The sequence below is a fragment of the Gluconobacter sp. P1D12_c genome, assembly GCF_018812105.1.
In the GTDB taxonomy this organism is placed as follows: Bacteria; Pseudomonadota; Alphaproteobacteria; order Acetobacterales; family Acetobacteraceae; genus Gluconobacter; species Gluconobacter oxydans_A.
On the sequence record NZ_JACSIQ010000875.1, the window covers coordinates 1 to 358 of the forward strand.

1 protein-coding gene is annotated in these 358 nt (G+C 57.3%); it reads left to right on the forward strand.

Annotated features, from left to right (window positions below):
• Window positions 1-358, forward strand: a 358-nt coding sequence (locus KP705_RS19600) for a Tn3 family transposase (protein WP_215765522.1), incomplete at both ends; no start/stop codon positions are given.

The window sequence follows — 358 nt, forward strand, 5'->3', positions numbered from 1 at the left end:
TATCCCCGTCAGAATGGTCTGGCTGTGGCCTTGCGTGAAGTTGGCCGGATCGAGCGGTCGGTTTTCATGCTCGACTGGATACAGGATCTGGATTTGCGCAGGCGAACCCAGGCAGGGCTCAACAAGGGAGAAGCCCGGAATGCGCTGGCTCGGGCGCTCTTCTTCAACCAGCTTGGTGAACTGCGGGATCGGCGGATTGAAAATCAGGCTTATCGAGCGTCAGGTTTAAACCTGCTGGTGGCAGCGGTTATCCTATGGAATACGCGCTATCTTCAGTCTGCCATCGCAACGCTCGGCATTTCCGATGACCTGGCGCGGCATATTGCACCCCTCGGCTGGGAGCATATCTCTCTGACAG